Genomic DNA, 16,446 nt, shown 5'->3' with positions numbered 1-16,446 from the left:
TCACAATGGCAAACGTAACATTATTTGACCAAACTGGTAAAGAAGCTGGCCAAGTTGTTCTTAACGATGCAGTATTTGGTATCGAACCAAATGAATCAGTTGTGTTTGATGTGATCATCAGCCAACGCGCAAGCCTTCGTCAAGGAACACACGCTGTTAAAAACCGCTCTGCAGTATCAGGTGGTGGACGCAAACCATGGCGTCAAAAAGGAACTGGACGTGCTCGTCAAGGTTCTATCCGCTCACCACAATGGCGTGGTGGTGGTGTTGTCTTCGGACCAACTCCACGTTCATACGGCTACAAACTTCCACAAAAAGTTCGTCGCCTAGCTCTTAAATCAGTTTACTCTGAAAAAGTTGCTGAAAACAAATTCGTAGCTGTAGACGCTCTTTCATTTACAGCTCCAAAAACTGCTGAATTTGCAAAAGTTCTTGCAGCATTGAGCATCGATTCTAAAGTTCTTGTTATCCTTGAAGAAGGAAATGAATTCGCAGCTCTTTCAGCTCGTAACCTTCCAAACGTGAAAGTTGCAACTGCTACAACTGCAAGTGTTCTTGACATCGCAAATAGCGACAAACTTCTTGTCACACAAGCAGCTATCTCTAAAATCGAGGAGGTTCTTGCATAATGAATTTGTATGATGTTATCAAAAAACCTGTAATCACTGAAAGCTCAATGGCTCAACTTGAAGCAGGGAAATATGTATTTGAAGTTGACACTCGTGCACACAAACTTTTGATTAAGCAAGCTGTTGAAGCTGCTTTCGAAGGTGTTAAAGTTGCCAACGTTAACACAATCAACGTAAAACCAAAAGCTAAACGTGTTGGACGTTATACTGGTTTTACTAACAAAACTAAAAAAGCTATCATCACACTTACAGCTGATTCAAAAGCAATCGAGTTGTTTGCTGCTGAAGCTGAATAATCTAAGGAGGAAATATCGTGGGAATTCGTGTTTATAAACCAACAACAAACGGTCGCCGTAATATGACTTCTTTGGATTTCGCTGAAATCACAACAAGCACTCCTGAAAAATCATTGCTTGTTGCATTGAAGAGCAAGGCTGGTCGTAACAACAACGGTCGTATCACTGTTCGTCACCAAGGTGGTGGACACAAACGTTTCTACCGTTTGGTTGACTTCAAACGTAACAAAGACAACGTTGAAGCAGTTGTTAAAACTATCGAGTACGATCCAAACCGTTCTGCAAACATCGCTCTTGTACACTACACTGACGGTGTGAAAGCATACATCATCGCTCCAAAAGGTCTTGAAGTAGGTCAACGTATCGTTTCAGGTCCAGAAGCAGATATCAAAGTCGGAAACGCTCTTCCACTTGCTAACATCCCAGTTGGTACTTTGATCCACAACATCGAGTTGAAACCAGGTCGTGGTGGTGAATTGGTACGTGCTGCTGGAGCATCTGCTCAAGTTTTGGGTTCTGAAGGTAAATACGTACTTGTTCGTCTTCAATCAGGTGAAGTTCGTATGATTCTTGGAACTTGCCGTGCTACAGTTGGTGTTGTCGGAAACGAACAACATGGACTTGTAAACCTTGGTAAAGCAGGACGTAGCCGTTGGAAAGGTATCCGCCCAACAGTTCGTGGTTCTGTAATGAACCCTAACGATCACCCACACGGTGGTGGTGAAGGTAAAGCACCAGTTGGTCGTAAAGCACCATCTACACCATGGGGCAAACCTGCTCTTGGTCTTAAAACTCGTAACAAGAAAGCGAAATCTGACAAACTTATCGTTCGTCGTCGCAACGAGAAATAATATTAAACTAGTCGTTTAAGCAACTAGTAAATCCGCCAGCTCGGTAGCGCTCCATGTGAGCGCAAGCCGCTGTGGTACAACATTTAAAGGAGAAAATATAAAAATGGGACGCAGTCTTAAAAAAGGACCTTTCGTCGATGAGCATTTGATGAAAAAAGTTGAAGCTCAAGCTAACGACGAAAAGAAAAAAGTTATTAAAACTTGGTCACGTCGTTCAACGATCTTCCCAAGTTTCATTGGTTACACTATTGCAGTTTATGACGGACGTAAACACGTACCTGTTTACATCCAAGAAGACATGGTAGGTCACAAACTTGGTGAATTTGCACCAACTCGTACTTACAAAGGTCACGCTGCAGACGACAAGAAAACACGTAGAAAATAAGGAGAACATAAATGGCAGAAATTACTTCAGCTAAAGCAATGGCTCGTACAGTACGTGTTTCACCTCGTAAATCACGTCTTGTTCTTGATAACATCCGTGGCAAAAGCGTAGCCGATGCAATCGCAATCTTGACATTCACTCCAAACAAAGCTGCTGAAATCATCTTGAAAGTTTTGAACTCAGCTGTAGCTAACGCTGAAAACAACTTTGGTTTGGATAAAGCTAACTTGGTAGTATCTGAAGCATTCGCAAACGAAGGACCAACTATGAAACGTTTCCGTCCACGTGCGAAAGGTTCAGCTTCACCAATCAACAAACGTACAGCTCACATCACTGTAGCTGTTGCAGAAAAATAAGGAGGTAAAATCGTGGGTCAAAAAGTACATCCAATTGGTATGCGTGTCGGCATCATCCGTGATTGGGATGCCAAATGGTATGCTGAAAAAGAATACGCGGATTACCTTCATGAAGATCTTGCAATCCGTAAATTCGTTCAAAAAGAACTTGCTGACGCAGCAGTTTCAACTATTGAAATCGAACGCGCAGTAAACAAAGTTAACGTTTCACTTCACACTGCTAAACCAGGTATGGTTATCGGTAAAGGTGGTGCTAACGTTGATGCACTCCGTGCAAAACTTAACAAATTGACTGGAAAACAAGTACACATCAACATCATCGAAATCAAACAACCTGATTTGGATGCTCACCTTGTAGGTGAAGGAATTGCTCGTCAATTGGAGCAACGTGTTGCTTTCCGTCGTGCACAAAAACAAGCAATCCAACGTGCAATGCGTGCTGGAGCTAAAGGAATCAAAACTCAAGTATCAGGTCGTTTGAACGGTGCAGATATCGCCCGTGCTGAAGGATACTCTGAAGGAACTGTTCCACTTCACACACTTCGTGCAGATATCGATTACGCTTGGGAAGAAGCAGATACTACATACGGTAAACTTGGTGTTAAAGTATGGATCTACCGTGGTGAAGTTCTTCCAGCTCGCAAAAACACTAAAGGAGGTAAATAACCAATGTTAGTACCTAAACGTGTTAAACACCGTCGTGAATTCCGTGGAAAAATGCGCGGTGAAGCAAAAGGTGGAAAAGAAGTAGCATTCGGTGAATACGGTCTTCAAGCTACAACTAGCCACTGGATCACTAACCGCCAAATCGAAGCTGCTCGTATCGCCATGACTCGTTACATGAAACGTGGTGGTAAAGTTTGGATTAAAATCTTCCCACACAAATCATACACTGCTAAAGCTATCGGTGTGCGTATGGGATCTGGTAAAGGGGCACCTGAAGGTTGGGTAGCACCAGTTAAACGTGGTAAAGTGATGTTCGAAATCGCTGGTGTATCTGAAGAGATTGCACGCGAAGCGCTTCGTCTTGCTAGCCACAAATTGCCAGTTAAATGTAAATTCGTAAAACGTGAAGCAGAATAAGGAGAAGGCATGAAACTTAATGAAGTAAAAGAATTTGTTAAAGAACTTCGTGGTCTTTCTCAAGAAGAACTCGCGAAGCGCGAAAACGAATTGAAAAAAGAATTGTTTGAACTTCGTTTCCAAGCTGCTACTGGTCAATTGGAACAAACAGCTCGCTTGAAAGAAGTTAAAAAACAAATCGCTCGTATCAAAACAGTTCAATCTGAAGCGAAATAATAGACTAGGGAAGGAGAAATTTCAATGGAACGCAATAATCGTAAAGTTCTTGTTGGACGTGTTGTATCTGACAAAATGGACAAGACAATCACAGTTGTAGTTGAAACAAAACGTAACCACCCAGTCTATGGTAAACGTATTAACTACTCTAAAAAATACAAAGCTCATGATGAAAACAATGTTGCCAAAGAAGGCGATATCGTACGTATCATGGAAACTCGTCCGCTTTCAGCTACAAAACGTTTCCGTCTTGTAGAAGTTGTTGAAGAAGCGGTCATCATCTAATCAAACCTGAAAGGAGAAAACTGAAATGATTCAAACAGAAACTCGTTTGAAAGTCGCAGACAACAGCGGTGCTCGCGAAATCTTGACTATCAAAGTTCTTGGTGGTTCAGGACGTAAATTTGCAAACATCGGTGATGTTATCGTGGCATCTGTAAAACAAGCTACTCCTGGTGGTGCGGTTAAAAAAGGTGACGTTGTTAAAGCAGTTATCGTTCGTACTAAATCAGGTGCTCGTCGTGCTGATGGTTCATACATCAAATTTGACGAAAACGCAGCAGTTATCATCCGTGAAGACAAAACTCCTCGCGGAACACGTATCTTTGGCCCAGTTGCACGTGAATTGCGTGAAGGTGGCTTCATGAAGATCGTGTCACTTGCTCCAGAAGTACTTTAATTTTTAGAAACAAACTAGTCCCCTGGATTTACCTCCAGGGTGCCCTTATGGGCGTAAGAAAAATCAAGGAGAAACCTAATGTTTGTAAAAAAAGGCGACAAAGTTCGCGTAATCGCTGGTAAAGATAAGGGAACAGAAGCTGTTGTCCTTACTGCCCTTCCAAAAGTAAACAAAGTTATCGTTGAAGGTGTTAACATCGTTAAGAAACACCAACGTCCAACTAACGAACTTCCTCAAGGTGGTATCATCGAGAAAGAAGCAGCTATCCACGTATCAAACGTTCAAGTATTGGACAAAAATGGTGTAGCTGGTCGTGTTGGTTACAAATTTGTAGACGGTAAAAAAGTTCGCTACAACAAAAAATCAGGCGAAGTGCTTGATTAATCACGAAGGAAAGGAGAAGTATAATGGCAAATCGTTTAAAAGAAAAATATCTTAATGAAGTAGTTCCTGCTTTGACAGAACAATTCAACTACTCATCAGTGATGGCTGTGCCTAAAGTAGATAAGATCGTTTTGAACATGGGTGTTGGTGAAGCTGTATCAAACGCTAAAAGTCTTGAAAAAGCTGCTGAAGAATTGGCACTTATCTCAGGTCAAAAACCACTTATCACTAAAGCTAAAAAATCAATCGCCGGCTTCCGTCTTCGTGAAGGTGTTGCGATCGGTGCAAAAGTTACCCTTCGTGGTGAACGTATGTACGAATTCTTGGATAAATTGGTTTCAGTTTCACTTCCACGTGTACGTGACTTCCACGGTGTTCCAACAAAATCATTTGACGGACGCGGGAACTACACACTTGGTGTGAAAGAACAATTGATCTTCCCAGAAATCAACTTCGATGACGTTGACAAAACTCGTGGTCTTGACATCGTTATCGTAACAACTGCTAACACTGACGAAGAGTCACGTGCATTGCTTACAGGCCTTGGAATGCCTTTTGCAAAATAATATAGGAGGTAAATCTAATGGCTAAAAAATCAATGATTGCTAAGAACAAACGTCCAGCGAAGTTCTCTACTCAAGCTTATACTCGTTGTGAAAAATGTGGTCGTCCACATTCAGTTTACCGCAAATTTAAACTTTGCCGTGTTTGCTTCCGTGAATTAGCTTACAAAGGACAAATCCCTGGTGTAACAAAAGCATCTTGGTAATTTAAGATATCAAGGGCGTCAAAACTCCAAGTGAAAATGGGAAACTTGACGAAGAAACTGAAGTTTCTAGGAAAGTTTGTCTTTTTCACACAGAGTTTAGCCCGGGTTCAGTTGGGCTTTCCAATTTGAACACGAGCTACAGCTTTGGCAAAAAAGACCAATTCGCTTTGGAGCATCGCTCCTGCATCAAATTGCCTATTTTTGCTCTTGCTGTTACGCTCTTTGTATCATGTATTAACTAGCAAGTGCAACTTGCAAACTACTAGTAAGAGGAGAAAAATAAAATGGTTATGACTGACCCAATCGCAGACTTTCTAACTCGTATTCGTAACGCTAACCAAGCTAAACACGAAGTACTTGAAGTACCTGCATCAAACATCAAAAAAGGGATTGCTGAAATCCTTAAACGCGAAGGTTTTGTAAAAAACGTTGAAATCATCGAAGATGACAAACAAGGCATCATCCGTGTATTCCTTAAATACGGACCAAACGGTGAAAAAGTTATCACTAACTTGAAACGTGTTTCTAAACCAGGACTTCGTGTCTATAAAAAACGTGAAGACCTTCCAAAAGTTCTTAACGGACTTGGAATTGCTATCCTTTCAACTTCTGAAGGTTTGCTTACTGATAAAGAAGCACGCCAAAAGAATGTTGGTGGAGAAGTTATCGCTTACGTTTGGTAATATTTAGCTCCCAATTTCTTTGTGACTCTTCGTTATCGTCTCTTGCCTAACCCAAAGTTATGCCTGCGAGACGATGCCTAGATTCACTTTGAAATTGAAACCTTAAATCGAGAAATCGATTTAGCCCCCGTGAAAACTGGCCGTTATGGCCTGACAATTTAACAGGAGAAAATAAACATGTCACGTATTGGTAATAAAGTTATCGTGTTGCCTGCTGGTGTTGAAATCACTAACAATGACAACGTTGTAACTGTAAAAGGACCTAAAGGAGAACTTACTCGTGAGTTCTCAAAAGATATTGAAATCCGTGTGGAAGGTACTGAAGTAACTCTTCACCGTCCAAACGATTCAAAAGAAATGAAAACTATCCACGGAACTACTCGTGCCCTTTTGAACAACATGGTTGTTGGTGTATCAGAAGGATTCAAGAAAGAACTTGAAATGCGCGGGGTTGGTTACCGTGCACAACTTCAAGGATCTAAACTTGTTTTGGCTGTTGGTAAATCTCATCCAGACGAAGTTGAAGCTCCAGAAGGAATTACTTTTGAACTTCCAAACCCAACAACAATCGTTGTTAGCGGAATTTCAAAAGAAGTAGTTGGTCAAACAGCTGCTTACGTACGTAGCCTTCGTTCACCAGAACCATATAAAGGTAAAGGTATCCGTTACGTTGGTGAATTCGTTCGCCGTAAAGAAGGTAAAACAGGTAAATAAAGTTGAGTGGTTGATTTTCAACCACCAACCTATTTTCCAACTTTGTGCATAGCACACGATTTAAAACTAAAGAGGTGAAAACTGTGATTTCAAAACCAGATAAAAACAAACTCCGCCAAAAACGCCACCGTCGCGTTCGCGGAAAACTCTCTGGAACTGCTGATCGCCCACGTTTGAACGTATTCCGTTCTAATACAGGCATCTACGCTCAAGTGATTGATGACGTAGCGGGTGTAACGCTCGCAAGTGCTTCAACTCTTGACAAAGAAGTTTCAAAAGGAACTAAAACTGAACAAGCCGTTGCTGTCGGTAAACTCGTTGCAGAACGTGCAAACGCTAAAGGTATTTCAGAAGTGGTGTTCGACCGCGGTGGATATCTATATCACGGACGTGTGAAAGCTTTGGCTGATGCAGCTCGTGAAAACGGATTGAAATTCTAATAGGAGGACACTAGAAAATGGCATTTAAAGACAATGCAGTTGAATTAGAAGAACGCGTAGTTGCTGTCAACCGTGTTACAAAAGTTGTTAAAGGTGGACGTCGTCTTCGTTTCGCAGCTCTTGTTGTTGTTGGTGACCACAACGGTCGCGTAGGATTTGGTACTGGTAAAGCTCAAGAAGTTCCAGAAGCAATCCGTAAAGCAGTAGACGATGCTAAGAAAAACTTGATCGAAGTTCCTATGGTTGGAACAACAATCCCACACGAAGTTCTTTCAGAATTCGGTGGAGCTAAAGTATTGTTGAAACCTGCTGTAGAAGGTTCTGGAGTTGCCGCTGGTGGTGCAGTTCGTGCCGTTGTGGAATTGGCAGGTGTGGCAGATATTACATCTAAATCACTTGGTTCTAACACTCCAATCAACATTGTTCGTGCAACTGTTGAAGGTTTGAAACAATTGAAACGCGCTGAAGAAGTTGCTGCCCTTCGTGGTATTTCAGTTTCTGATTTGGCATAAGAAAGGGGATAAAATGGCTCAAATTAAAATTACTTTGACTAAGTCTCCAATCGGACGCATTCCATCACAACGTAAAACTGTTGTAGCACTTGGACTTGGCAAATTGAACAGCTCTGTTATTAAAGAAGATAACGCTGCTATCCGTGGTATGATTACTGCAGTATCTCACTTGGTAACAGTTGAAGAAGTAAACTAATGAATTTTTAGGGGATGTGCACTATACCATCCCCTAAAACTAGATATAGTCATCTATGATGACGTCGTATAGGCGAGTTGATGGGGGAGACAACCTTTTCTCCCTTATCGGCGCTAGCATTTTACAAAAGAGGAGAAAATAAAAATGAAACTTCATGAATTGAAACCTGCAGAAGGTTCTCGTAAAGTACGTAACCGCGTTGGTCGTGGTACTTCATCAGGTAACGGTAAAACATCTGGTCGTGGTCAAAAAGGTCAAAAAGCTCGTAGTGGTGGCGGAGTTCGCCTTGGTTTTGAAGGTGGACAAACTCCATTGTTCCGTCGTCTTCCAAAACGTGGATTCACTAACATCAACGCTAAAGAATACGCAATTGTGAACCTTGACCAATTGAACGTCTTTGAAGATGGTGCTGAAGTTACTCCAGTTGTTCTTATCGAAGCAGGAATTGTTAAAGCTGAAAAATCAGGTATTAAAATTCTTGGTAACGGTGAGTTGACTAAGAAATTGACTGTGAAAGCAGCTAAATTCTCTAAATCAGCTGAAGAAGCTATCACTGCTAAAGGTGGTTCAGTAGAAGTCATCTAAGAGAGGTGACCTATGTTTTTTAGATTATTAAGAGAAGCTCTTAAAGTCAAGCAGGTTCGATCAAAAATTTTATTTACAATTTTTATCGTTTTGGTCTTTCGTATCGGAACTAGCATTACAGTTCCTGGTGTGAATGCCAATAGCTTGAATGCTTTAAGTGGATTATCCTTCTTAAACATGTTGAGCTTAGTCTCAGGGAATGCCATGAAAAACTTCTCAGTTTTTGCTCTTGGTGTTAGTCCCTACATTACGGCCTCTATCGTTGTCCAACTCTTGCAAATGGATATTTTACCCAAATTTGTAGAGTGGGGTAAACAAGGGGAAGTAGGTCGAAGAAAATTAAATCAAGCTACTCGTTATATTGCTCTAGTTTTAGCCTTTGTGCAATCTATCGGGATTACCGCTGGTTTTAATACTTTGGCTGGAGCTCAATTGTTGAAAACAGCTCTTACACCACAAGTCTTTATCATGATTGGTATCATCTTAACAGCTGGTAGCATGATTGTGACTTGGTTGGGAGAGCAAATTACAGATAAGGGATACGGAAATGGTGTTTCTATGATTATCTTTGCCGGGATTGTTGCCTCAATTCCAGAGATGATTCAGGGAATTTATGTAGACTACTTTGTTAACGTTCCAAGTAGCCGTATCAACTCATCTATCATTTTCGTAATCATCTTGATTATTACTGTATTGTTGATCATTTACTTTACAACTTATGTTCAACAAGCAGAATACAAAATTCCAATCCAATATACAAAGGTTGCACAAGGTGCTCCATCTAGCTCTTACCTTCCATTGAAGGTAAACCCTGCTGGAGTTATCCCTGTTATCTTCGCAAGTTCGATTACTGCAGCGCCTGCGGCTATTCTTCAGTTTTTGAGCGCTACAGGCCATGATTGGGCTTGGGTAAGAACAGCACAAGAAATGCTGGCAACAACTTCACCAACGGGTATTGCCATGTATGCTTTGTTGATTATTCTCTTTACATTCTTCTACACGTTTGTACAGATTAATCCTGAAAAAGCAGCAGAGAACCTACAAAAGAGCGGTGCCTATATCCACGGAGTTCGTCCTGGTAAAGGTACAGAAGAATATATGTCTAAACTTCTTCGTCGTCTTGCAACGGTTGGTTCCCTCTTTCTTGGTGTGATTTCTATTTTACCGATTGTAGCAAAAGATGTCTTTGGACTTTCAGAAGCGGTTGCTTTTGGAGGAACCAGTCTTTTGATCATTATCTCTACAGGTATTGAAGGAATCAAACAATTGGAAGGTTACCTATTGAAACGTAAGTATGTTGGTTTCATGGATAGAACAGAATAAAAGTATTTACTGAATCAGTAAATACTGAGGGAGTGGAGGTTTAAACTCTGACATTTGTGAGAGTTTGGTCTCCCCTCTTCTATTTTGTTTTTAAATAGGGGTGAAAAGACTTTTTGCTTCTATTTAAAAATAAAATAAGGAGATCAAATCATGAATCTTTTGATTATGGGCTTACCTGGTGCAGGTAAGGGAACTCAAGCAGCAAAAATTGTAGAACAATTCCATGTTGCACATATCTCAACAGGTGATATGTTCCGCGCTGCAATGGCAAATCAAACTGAAATGGGTGTTCTTGCTAAGTCATACATTGACAAGGGTGAATTGGTTCCTGATGAAGTTACAAATGGAATCGTAAAAGAACGTCTTTCACAAGATGATATTAAAGAAACAGGATTCTTGTTGGATGGTTACCCACGTACAATCGAACAAGCTCATGCCTTGGACAAAACATTGGCTGAACTTGGCATTGAACTAGAAGGTGTCATCAACATTGAAGTGAATCCAGATAGCCTTTTGGATCGTTTGAGTGGTCGTATCATCCACCGCGTAACTGGAGAAACTTTCCACAAGGTCTTTAACCCACCAGTTGACTATAAAGAAGAAGATTACTACCAACGTGAAGATGATAAGCCTGAGACAGTAAAACGTCGTTTGGATGTTAATATTGCTCAAGGAGAACCAATCATTGCTCACTATCGTGCCAAAGGTTTGGTTCATGACATCGAAGGTAATCAAGATATCAATGATGTCTTCTCAGATATCGAAAAAGTATTGACAAATTTGAAATAAAGCGTTTTTCACACTTGCAAAAATCCGCTACAAATGTTATACTGAGATAGTCTGACTTATAATTGTTGTCTCTGTGTCTAGAGGCATCGAATCGAAATTTATGGAGGTGCTTTTGCGTGGCAAAAGACGATGTGATTGAAGTTGAAGGCAAAGTAGTTGATACAATGCCGAATGCAATGTTTACGGTTGAACTTGAAAATGGACATCAGATTTTAGCAACAGTTTCTGGTAAAATTCGTAAAAACTATATTCGTATTTTAGCGGGAGATCGTGTTACTGTCGAAATGAGTCCATATGACTTGACACGTGGACGTATCACTTACCGCTTTAAATAATCGAAAAACTTGGAGGGATAAGAAATGAAAGTAAGACCATCGGTCAAACCAATTTGCGAATACTGTAAAGTTATTCGTCGTAATGGTCGTGTTATGGTAATTTGCCCAGCAAATCCAAAACACAAACAACGTCAAGGATAAGATAGAAAGGAGAAAACATGGCTCGTATTGCTGGAGTTGACATTCCAAATGACAAACGCGTAGTAATCTCATTGACTTATGTTTATGGTATCGGACTTGCAACATCTAAGAAAATTTTGGCTGCTGCTGGAATCTCAGAAGATGTTCGTGTACGTGATCTTACATCAGATCAAGAAGATGCTATCCGTCGTGAAGTGGATGCAATCAAAGTTGAAGGTGACCTTCGTCGTGAAGTAAACTTGAACATCAAACGTTTGATGGAAATCGGTTCATACCGTGGTATCCGTCACCGTCGTGGACTTCCTGTCCGTGGACAAAACACTAAAAACAACGCTCGCACTCGTAAAGGTAAAGCTGTTGCGATTGCTGGTAAGAAAAAATAATATAGGAGGTAAAAGTCTTGGCTAAACCAACACGTAAACGTCGTGTGAAAAAGAATATCGAATCTGGTATTGCTCATATTCACGCTACATTTAATAACACTATTGTTATGATTACTGATGTGCATGGTAATGCAATTGCTTGGTCATCAGCTGGTGCTCTTGGTTTCAAAGGTTCTCGTAAATCTACACCATTCGCTGCTCAAATGGCTTCTGAAGCTGCTGCTAAATCTGCACAAGAACACGGTCTTAAATCAGTTGAAGTTACTGTAAAAGGTCCAGGTTCTGGTCGTGAGTCAGCTATTCGTGCGCTTGCTGCCGCTGGTCTTGAAGTAACAGCAATTCGTGATGTGACTCCAGTGCCACACAATGGTGCTCGTCCTCCAAAACGTCGCCGTGTATAATCATCGCATTACACTGCTTTTCGTTTAAGAGGGAGTAACTAAATGATCGAGTTTGAAAAACCAAATATAACAAAAATTGATGAAAATAAAGATTATGGCAAGTTTGTAATCGAACCACTTGAACGTGGCTACGGTACAACTCTTGGTAACTCTCTTCGTCGTGTACTTCTAGCTTCTCTACCAGGAGCAGCTGTGACATCTATCAATATTGATGGTGTGTTACATGAGTTTGACACAGTTCCAGGTGTTCGTGAAGACGTGATGCAAATCATTCTGAACATTAAAGGAATTGCAGTGAAATCGTACGTTGAAGACGAAAAAATCATCGAACTAGATGTTGAAGGTCCTGCTGAAGTAACAGCTGGTGACATTTTGACAGATAGCGATATTGAAATTGTAAATCCAGATCATTATCTCTTTACAATCGGTGAAGGTTCTTCGCTAAAAGCGACTATGACTGTTAACAGTGGTCGTGGATATGTACCTGCTGATGAAAATAAAAAAGATAATGCACCAGTTGGGACACTTGCTGTAGATTCTATTTATACACCAGTTACCAAAGTCAACTATCAAGTGGAACCTGCTCGTGTAGGTAGCAATGATGGATTTGACAAATTAACCCTTGAAATCTTGACAAATGGAACAATTATTCCAGAAGATGCTTTAGGGCTTTCAGCACGTATTTTGACAGAACATCTTGATTTGTTTACAAATCTTACTGAGATTGCTAAGTCAACTGAAGTGATGAAAGAAGCTGATACTGAATCTGACGACCGTATTTTGGATCGTACGATTGAGGAACTGGATTTGTCTGTGCGTTCATACAACTGTTTGAAACGTGCCGGTATCAATACTGTGCATGATTTGACAGAAAAATCTGAAGCAGAGATGATGAAAGTACGAAATCTTGGACGCAAGAGTTTGGAAGAAGTGAAACTCAAACTCATTGATTTGGGTCTTGGATTAAAAGATAAATAAAGGAGGAATACATGGCTTACCGTAAACTAGGACGCACTAGCTCACAACGTAAAGCAATGCTTCGCGATTTGACAACTGACCTTTTGATCAACGAATCAATCGTGACAACTGAAGCTCGTGCTAAAGAAATCCGTAAAACTGTTGAAAAAATGATTACTCTAGGTAAACGTGGTGATTTGCATGCACGTCGTCAAGCAGCTGCTTTCGTACGTAATGAAATCGCATCTGAAAACTATGATGAAGCAACTGATAAGTACACTTCTACTACAGCACTTCAAAAATTGTTCTCAGAAATCGCACCTCGTTATGCTGAACGTAACGGTGGATACACTCGTATCCTTAAAACTGAACCACGTCGTGGTGATGCAGCGCCAATGGCGATCATCGAATTAGTATAAAATCATCAATTTTGTTGAGTGTTATGATGATGGAGTCTTGTGCTCTTAGTCTAGCTCTGGTCTACCGCTAGGATTTCGGTCCTAGCGGGAACACTCATCATAAGTTGGGATAGTAGACGCTTGTTTACGAAATTGTTTTTTGCTTAAGAACAACTTCGTAAGCAGGCGTTTTTGAGTATTTTAGTTAGAATTATGCTATACTATTTGAAAAGAATCCTGTTTAATGTTCAGGTTTCCTATTAAAAGAAGAATTGGAGTTTGCTTATGAAAGCGATTATAACTGTTGTTGGTAAAGATAAATCTGGCATTGTTGCAGGTGTTTCTGGCAAAATTGCAGAATTAGGATTGAATATTGACGATATCTCTCAAACTGTCTTGGATGAATATTTCACGATGATGGCTGTCGTCTCTAGTGATGAAAAGCAAGATTTTACCTATCTTCGTAATGAATTTGAAGCTTTTGGGCAAATTTTGAATGTGAAAATCAACATTCAGAGTGCAGCGATTTTCGAAGCTATGTATAATATCTAGGAGGTTATCATGGATATTAGACAAGTTACTGAAACCATCTCCATGATTGAGGAGCAAAACTTCGATATCAGAACTATTACCATGGGGATTTCCCTTTTGGACTGTATCGATCCGGATATCAATCGTGCTGCGGAGAAAATTTATCAAAAGATTACGACCAAGGCGGCTAATTTAGTGGCTGTTGGCGATGAGATTGCAGCTGAGTTGGGAATTCCTATCGTTAATAAGCGTGTATCGGTGACTCCTATTGCTCTGATTGGGGCAGCGACAGATGCGACGGACTACGTGGTTCTGGCAAAAGCACTTGATAAGGCTGCGAAAGAAATCGGTGTGGATTTTATTGGTGGTTTCTCTGCCTTGGTACAAAAAGGTTATCAAAAGGGAGATGAGATTCTCATCAATTCTATTGCTCGCGCTTTGGCTGAAACGGACAAGGTCTGCTCGTCAGTCAATATCGGCTCAACCAAGTCTGGTATTAATATGACAGCTGTGGCAGATATGGGACGAGTTATCAAGGAAACGGCTAATCTATCAGATATGGGAGCAGCTAAGTTGGTTGTATTCGCTAATGCTGTTGAGGACAATCCATTTATGGCGGGTGCCTTTCATGGTGTTGGGGAGGCAGATGTTATCATCAATGTTGGAGTTTCTGGTCCTGGTGTGGTGAAACGTGCCTTGGAAAAAGTTCGTGGACAGAGCTTTGATGTAGTAGCCGAAACAGTTAAGAAAACTGCCTTTAAAATCACTCGTATCGGTCAATTGGTTGGTCAAATGGCCAGTGAGAGACTGGGTGTGGAGTTTGGTATTGTGGACTTGAGTTTGGCGCCAACTCCTGCGGTTGGAGATTCTGTGGCACGTGTACTTGAAGAAATGGGGCTAGAAACAGTTGGAACACACGGGACGACGGCTGCCTTGGCTCTCTTGAATGATCAAGTTAAGAAGGGCGGAGTTATGGCCTGCAACCAAGTTGGTGGTTTGTCTGGTGCCTTTATACCTGTTTCAGAGGATGAAGGAATGATTGCTGCAGTGCAAAATGGCTCTCTTAATCTGGAAAAACTAGAATCTATGACGGCTATCTGTTCCGTTGGTTTGGATATGATTGCCATTCCGGAGGATACACCTGCTGAAACCATTGCTGCTATGATTGCGGATGAAGCTGCAATTGGTGTCATTAACATGAAGACAACAGCTGTTCGTATCATTCCAAAAGGAAAAGAAGGTGATATGATTGAATTTGGTGGTCTTCTTGGTACAGCTCCAGTTATGAAGGTCAATGGGGCTTCGTCTGTTGATTTCATTTCTCGTGGGGGACAAATCCCAGCACCAATTCATAGTTTTAAAAATTAAGAAAATAGGAGAAATTTTAAGTTCTATTTAAGGTTGGATGTGTATACTATAATCATTAAATAAAGACCTCCTAATATTATTTGAAACAGATAACACTGATTTAGTTTGAATTTGATTTTCATCTAATATCTTTATTTAATGAACTCCTAAACTTTTTCATAATAATCTCCTGCAAAAGTCGCCTGTCTGGGTGGCTTTTGTTTTATCATCCATGATATAATAGAAGCAAACGGAGGACGGAAAATGGTAAAAGTACGATTGTATTTGGTACGTCATGGCAAGACCATGTTTAACACGATTGGTCGCGCGCAAGGTTGGAGCGATACTCCCTTAACAGCTGAAGGTGAGCGAGGGATTCAAGAACTAGGAATCGGTTTGCGAGAGTCTGGTTTACAGTTTGAGCGCGCTTATTCCAGTGATTCTGGTCGCACCATTCAGACAATGGGAATTATCCTTGATGAACTTGGCTTGCAGGGAAAAATCCCTTATCGCATGGACAAGCGTATCAGAGAATGGTGTTTCGGTAGCTTTGACGGAGCTTATGATGGTGATCTTTTCATGGGCATTATTCCTCGTATCTTTAATGTGGACCACGTTCACCAATTGTCTTATGCTGAACTGGCTGAGGGTTTGGTAGAGGTCGATACAGCTAGTTGGGCTGAAGGATGGGAAAAACTCAGTGGTCGAATCAAGGAAGGTTTTGAAGCGATTGCCAAAGAAATGGAAGAACAAGGTGGGGGGAACGCTCTCGTTGTCAGCCACGGAATGACCATCGGAACCATTGTTTATCTGATTAATGGTATGCATCCGCATGGTCTAGATAATGGTAGCGTGACGATACTTGAATATGAGGACGGCCAGTTTAGCGTTGAGGTTGTTGGTGACCGTAGTTACCGAGAACTAGGACGTGAGAAGATGGAGGAAACAAATAGTTAATAGAAGTTAGCTCCAAAAGGGGTCTAATTTTTTATACTGCTAAATAAGTTGGATTTGCGATTCAGTCTTTCTTGGCATCCAAGCCCAAAAGAACATTTCTCGTCTT

The 16,446-nt window shown here is 40.9% G+C and carries 30 protein-coding genes; all 30 read left to right on the top strand.

The genetic code is table 11. The features are described from left to right. Positions 1-5: 5 nt before the first annotated feature. The 30 genes from rplD (at position 6) to N8M66_RS03825 (ending at position 16,340) form a co-directional block, all read left to right on the top strand. Positions 6-629, top strand: a complete 624-nt coding sequence (gene rplD / locus N8M66_RS03970; protein ID WP_000024537.1) for a 50S ribosomal protein L4 — start codon at positions 6-8, stop codon at positions 627-629. Beyond that, positions 629-925 carry a 50S ribosomal protein L23 gene (locus tag N8M66_RS03965; RefSeq protein ID WP_001055347.1) on the top strand — a complete coding sequence of 99 codons (297 nt, stop codon included), beginning with the start codon at positions 629-631 and terminating at the stop codon, positions 923-925. The genes rplD and N8M66_RS03965 overlap by 1 nt, the downstream gene beginning before the upstream one ends. A gap of 17 nt (positions 926-942) precedes the next feature. Next, positions 943-1,776 (top strand): 50S ribosomal protein L2, encoded by an 834-nt coding sequence (gene rplB / locus N8M66_RS03960; protein ID WP_000512911.1) that lies wholly within the window; start codon positions 943-945, stop codon positions 1,774-1,776. Positions 1,777-1,879: 103 nt separating this feature from the next. Further along, the gene (rpsS, locus tag N8M66_RS03955) at positions 1,880-2,161 is read left to right on the top strand and encodes a 30S ribosomal protein S19 (protein ID WP_000533766.1); all 282 of its coding nucleotides are present in this window, start codon (positions 1,880-1,882) and stop codon (positions 2,159-2,161) included. A gap of 11 nt (positions 2,162-2,172) precedes the next feature. Next, positions 2,173-2,517: a 50S ribosomal protein L22 gene (rplV, locus tag N8M66_RS03950; protein WP_000818137.1), complete on the top strand. Its 345-nt coding sequence runs from the start codon at positions 2,173-2,175 to the stop codon at positions 2,515-2,517. Between the two features lie 12 nt (positions 2,518-2,529). Further along, positions 2,530-3,183, top strand: a complete 654-nt coding sequence (rpsC, locus tag N8M66_RS03945) for a 30S ribosomal protein S3 (protein ID WP_000529936.1) — start codon at positions 2,530-2,532, stop codon at positions 3,181-3,183. A 3-nt stretch (positions 3,184-3,186) separates the two neighbouring features. Further along, positions 3,187-3,600, top strand: coding sequence for a 50S ribosomal protein L16 (rplP, locus tag N8M66_RS03940; protein WP_000960946.1), 414 nt, complete (start codon positions 3,187-3,189; stop codon positions 3,598-3,600). A gap of 9 nt (positions 3,601-3,609) precedes the next feature. Continuing rightward, positions 3,610-3,816 carry a 50S ribosomal protein L29 gene (gene rpmC / locus N8M66_RS03935; protein ID WP_000772918.1) on the top strand — a complete coding sequence of 69 codons (207 nt, stop codon included), beginning with the start codon at positions 3,610-3,612 and terminating at the stop codon, positions 3,814-3,816. A gap of 24 nt (positions 3,817-3,840) precedes the next feature. Further along, positions 3,841-4,101 carry a 30S ribosomal protein S17 gene (rpsQ, locus tag N8M66_RS03930; RefSeq protein WP_000440801.1) on the top strand — a complete coding sequence of 87 codons (261 nt, stop codon included), beginning with the start codon at positions 3,841-3,843 and terminating at the stop codon, positions 4,099-4,101. 25 nt (positions 4,102-4,126) lie between these two features. After that, on the top strand, positions 4,127-4,495 hold the full coding sequence (rplN, locus tag N8M66_RS03925) for a 50S ribosomal protein L14 (protein WP_000616545.1): 369 nt from the start codon (positions 4,127-4,129) through the stop codon (positions 4,493-4,495). A 78-nt stretch (positions 4,496-4,573) separates the two neighbouring features. After that, positions 4,574-4,879 (top strand): 50S ribosomal protein L24, encoded by a 306-nt coding sequence (gene rplX / locus N8M66_RS03920; RefSeq protein ID WP_000497691.1) that lies wholly within the window; start codon positions 4,574-4,576, stop codon positions 4,877-4,879. A gap of 23 nt (positions 4,880-4,902) precedes the next feature. Beyond that, the gene (rplE, locus tag N8M66_RS03915) at positions 4,903-5,445 is read left to right on the top strand and encodes a 50S ribosomal protein L5 (protein WP_000013542.1); all 543 of its coding nucleotides are present in this window, start codon (positions 4,903-4,905) and stop codon (positions 5,443-5,445) included. Between the two features lie 17 nt (positions 5,446-5,462). Beyond that, on the top strand, positions 5,463-5,648 hold the full coding sequence (locus N8M66_RS03910) for a type Z 30S ribosomal protein S14 (protein ID WP_001085697.1): 186 nt from the start codon (positions 5,463-5,465) through the stop codon (positions 5,646-5,648). Positions 5,649-5,932: 284 nt separating this feature from the next. Next, entirely contained in the window at positions 5,933-6,331 is a 399-nt protein-coding gene (rpsH, locus tag N8M66_RS03905; RefSeq protein WP_000245504.1) for a 30S ribosomal protein S8, read from the top strand. Between the two features lie 177 nt (positions 6,332-6,508). Next, complete coding sequence (gene rplF, locus N8M66_RS03900; RefSeq protein WP_000086626.1) at positions 6,509-7,045, top strand: 50S ribosomal protein L6; 537 nt, start codon at positions 6,509-6,511, stop codon at positions 7,043-7,045. Between the two features lie 83 nt (positions 7,046-7,128). Continuing rightward, positions 7,129-7,485 (top strand): 50S ribosomal protein L18, encoded by a 357-nt coding sequence (gene rplR, locus N8M66_RS03895; RefSeq protein ID WP_000624044.1) that lies wholly within the window; start codon positions 7,129-7,131, stop codon positions 7,483-7,485. 17 nt (positions 7,486-7,502) lie between these two features. Continuing rightward, positions 7,503-7,997: a 30S ribosomal protein S5 gene (gene rpsE, locus N8M66_RS03890; RefSeq protein WP_000874202.1), complete on the top strand. Its 495-nt coding sequence runs from the start codon at positions 7,503-7,505 to the stop codon at positions 7,995-7,997. 13 nt (positions 7,998-8,010) lie between these two features. Beyond that, positions 8,011-8,193, top strand: a complete 183-nt coding sequence (rpmD, locus tag N8M66_RS03885; protein ID WP_000057241.1) for a 50S ribosomal protein L30 — start codon at positions 8,011-8,013, stop codon at positions 8,191-8,193. Between the two features lie 144 nt (positions 8,194-8,337). Beyond that, complete coding sequence (gene rplO, locus N8M66_RS03880) at positions 8,338-8,778, top strand: 50S ribosomal protein L15 (protein ID WP_000766087.1); 441 nt, start codon at positions 8,338-8,340, stop codon at positions 8,776-8,778. Positions 8,779-8,790: 12 nt separating this feature from the next. Next, positions 8,791-10,101 (top strand): preprotein translocase subunit SecY, encoded by a 1,311-nt coding sequence (gene secY, locus N8M66_RS03875; RefSeq protein ID WP_261045763.1) that lies wholly within the window; start codon positions 8,791-8,793, stop codon positions 10,099-10,101. A gap of 150 nt (positions 10,102-10,251) precedes the next feature. Further along, positions 10,252-10,890 carry an adenylate kinase gene (locus N8M66_RS03870; RefSeq protein WP_261045762.1) on the top strand — a complete coding sequence of 213 codons (639 nt, stop codon included), beginning with the start codon at positions 10,252-10,254 and terminating at the stop codon, positions 10,888-10,890. Between the two features lie 116 nt (positions 10,891-11,006). Next, positions 11,007-11,225 carry a translation initiation factor IF-1 gene (gene infA, locus N8M66_RS03865; protein WP_001029883.1) on the top strand — a complete coding sequence of 73 codons (219 nt, stop codon included), beginning with the start codon at positions 11,007-11,009 and terminating at the stop codon, positions 11,223-11,225. A 24-nt stretch (positions 11,226-11,249) separates the two neighbouring features. Continuing rightward, a complete protein-coding gene (gene rpmJ / locus N8M66_RS03860; protein WP_001808836.1) occupies positions 11,250-11,366 on the top strand; it encodes a 50S ribosomal protein L36 in 117 nt (38 codons plus the stop codon). A 17-nt stretch (positions 11,367-11,383) separates the two neighbouring features. Then, positions 11,384-11,749, top strand: coding sequence for a 30S ribosomal protein S13 (gene rpsM, locus N8M66_RS03855; RefSeq protein ID WP_000090781.1), 366 nt, complete (start codon positions 11,384-11,386; stop codon positions 11,747-11,749). 17 nt (positions 11,750-11,766) lie between these two features. Next, the gene (rpsK, locus tag N8M66_RS03850; protein ID WP_001118385.1) at positions 11,767-12,150 is read left to right on the top strand and encodes a 30S ribosomal protein S11; all 384 of its coding nucleotides are present in this window, start codon (positions 11,767-11,769) and stop codon (positions 12,148-12,150) included. Positions 12,151-12,192: 42 nt separating this feature from the next. Continuing rightward, positions 12,193-13,128, top strand: a complete 936-nt coding sequence (locus N8M66_RS03845) for a DNA-directed RNA polymerase subunit alpha (RefSeq protein WP_000568988.1) — start codon at positions 12,193-12,195, stop codon at positions 13,126-13,128. Between the two features lie 11 nt (positions 13,129-13,139). Continuing rightward, a complete protein-coding gene (gene rplQ / locus N8M66_RS03840; RefSeq protein WP_000331493.1) occupies positions 13,140-13,526 on the top strand; it encodes a 50S ribosomal protein L17 in 387 nt (128 codons plus the stop codon). A 264-nt stretch (positions 13,527-13,790) separates the two neighbouring features. Next, on the top strand, positions 13,791-14,057 hold the full coding sequence (locus N8M66_RS03835; protein WP_000644123.1) for an ACT domain-containing protein: 267 nt from the start codon (positions 13,791-13,793) through the stop codon (positions 14,055-14,057). Between the two features lie 9 nt (positions 14,058-14,066). Beyond that, positions 14,067-15,404, top strand: coding sequence for a PFL family protein (locus N8M66_RS03830; protein ID WP_261045761.1), 1,338 nt, complete (start codon positions 14,067-14,069; stop codon positions 15,402-15,404). A 243-nt stretch (positions 15,405-15,647) separates the two neighbouring features. Next, the gene (locus N8M66_RS03825) at positions 15,648-16,340 is read left to right on the top strand and encodes a histidine phosphatase family protein (RefSeq protein ID WP_261045760.1); all 693 of its coding nucleotides are present in this window, start codon (positions 15,648-15,650) and stop codon (positions 16,338-16,340) included. The last annotated feature ends 106 nt before the right edge of the window (positions 16,341-16,446 follow it).

This window comes from Streptococcus mitis (genome assembly GCF_946188585.1).
Taxonomy (GTDB): Bacteria; Bacillota; Bacilli; order Lactobacillales; family Streptococcaceae; genus Streptococcus; species Streptococcus mitis_DG.
This window is presented reverse-complemented; position numbering and strand designations above follow the sequence as displayed.